Raw genomic sequence first — 1,774 nt, 5'->3', positions numbered from 1 at the left:
AAGACCACGCAGATCGGACCCGTCCAGGGTGCTGCTCTCCACCAGTACGACATAGGCGACCAGACGCTTCTCACCCGGCTCGTCCTCGCGCACGACCACCGCGGCCTGCGCCACCTCCTGGTGCCCGACCAGAGCTGCCTCGACCTCGCCGGGCTCGATACGGAAACCCCGCACCTTCACCTGAGCATCCGCACGCCCCACAAACTCCAGCACACCACCAGCAGCCCACTTCACCAGGTCACCGGTCCGATACATCCGCGAACCCACAGGACCGAACGGATCCGCCACAAACCGCTCCCCCGTCAAGCCGGCACGACCCACATACCCCCGCGCCAACTGCGCACCCGCCACATACAACTCACCCGCAACACCCACCGCCACCGGCGACAAACCCGCGTCCAACACATACACACGGGTGTTCCACACCGGCCGCCCGATCGGCACCGTTTCCTCGTCAGCGCCGCATTCCCAGAACGTGACGTCCACGGCAGCCTCAGTGGGGCCGTAGAGGTTGTGAACTGACGCGCCAAGCGTGCTCAGCGCGCGGTTCTTGAGGTCCGTGGACAGCGCTTCACCGCTACAGATCACCCTCTCCAGCGGTTCACAGGGAACTGCCAGGGGATCCTGGAGAAATGCGTTCAGCATCGAGGGGACGAAGTGCGCGGTGGTGACCTTCTCGCGCCGGATCAGCTCGGCAAGAGCGGCGGGGTCCTTGTGTTCTCCCGCCGAGGCGACCACCATCCCGGCGCCGACGATCAGAGGCCAGAAGAACTCCCATACGGAGACGTCGAAGGCCATGGAAGTCTTCTGGAGAACCCTGTCGGTCGTCTTCAGGGAGTAGACGCTCTGCATCCAGAGCAGCCGGTTGACGATGGCGGAATGGGGGACGGCCACACCCTTGGGCCGCCCCGTGGATCCCGACGTGTAAATGACATAGGCCGGGTGCTGGGGCAGCAGGCTCCCCAGCAGCTCGTCATCAGCCGGATTCGTGGTGCCCTGGTCGCGAAGCCGCGCCTGAACGATGCCCTCGTCCAGCACCACCCGGCTCGCGCCGGTCGAGCTCTCCGCGGGCAGACTCTGCGCCGTGTCCGTGTTCGTGATGATCAGGACGGGGTCGGCGTCCTGGAGCATGTAGGCGACGCGGTCGCTGGGGTACTCCGGATCCACCGGCACATACGCGGCTCCGGTCTTCACCACGGCAAGGAGCCCGACGACGAGGTCGAGCGAGCGCGGCATGGCTACCGCCACCGATCGTTCGGGTCCGGCGCCCCGGCTCACGAGGTACCGCGCCAGGCTGTTGACCCGCGCGTTCAGCTCCGCGTAGGACAGCTCAGCCCCGCCGCTCACCACCGCGACGCCCTCGGGGGTCCGGGCCACCTGCTCCTCGAACAGCTCGGGCAGAGTCGTCTCCCGTACCTCATGTGCCGTGCTGTTCCAGCCGCGCAGGATGCGCTGACGCTCGTCCTCGCCGAGCACGTCGATCTCACGCACGGGCCGTCCGGTGTCGGCGACGAAAGACTCAAGGATGCGGATCAGGCGCTCTGCGAGGTCCTGCACCGCTGTGCTTGTGAACGTGTCCGGCCGGTAGTCGAGGCGTAGGTGAAGTTCGCTCCCCGGCATCACCATCAGGCTCAGCGGGTAGTGAGTGGCGTCGTGTGTTTCGGTGTGGCTGAGGCGGAGGGTGGAGGTGGCCTGGGCAAAGGCCTCCTCCTCCACCGGGTAGTTCTCGAAGACGACGACAGTGTCGAAAAGCTCGCCGGCCGGAGTGAGCCCA

General features: G+C 66.5%; 1 protein-coding gene. It reads right to left on the bottom strand.

All coding sequences use genetic code 11. The annotated features are described in order from the left end of the window. On the bottom strand, window positions 1–1,774 hold a 1,774-nt coding region (locus tag QR77_RS37910; RefSeq protein WP_150130611.1), incomplete at both ends, for an amino acid adenylation domain-containing protein.

The sequence above is a fragment of the Streptomyces sp. 150FB genome (genome assembly GCF_000818195.1).
Lineage (GTDB): Bacteria > Actinomycetota > Actinomycetes > Streptomycetales > Streptomycetaceae > Streptomyces.
This window is presented reverse-complemented; position numbering and strand designations above follow the sequence as displayed.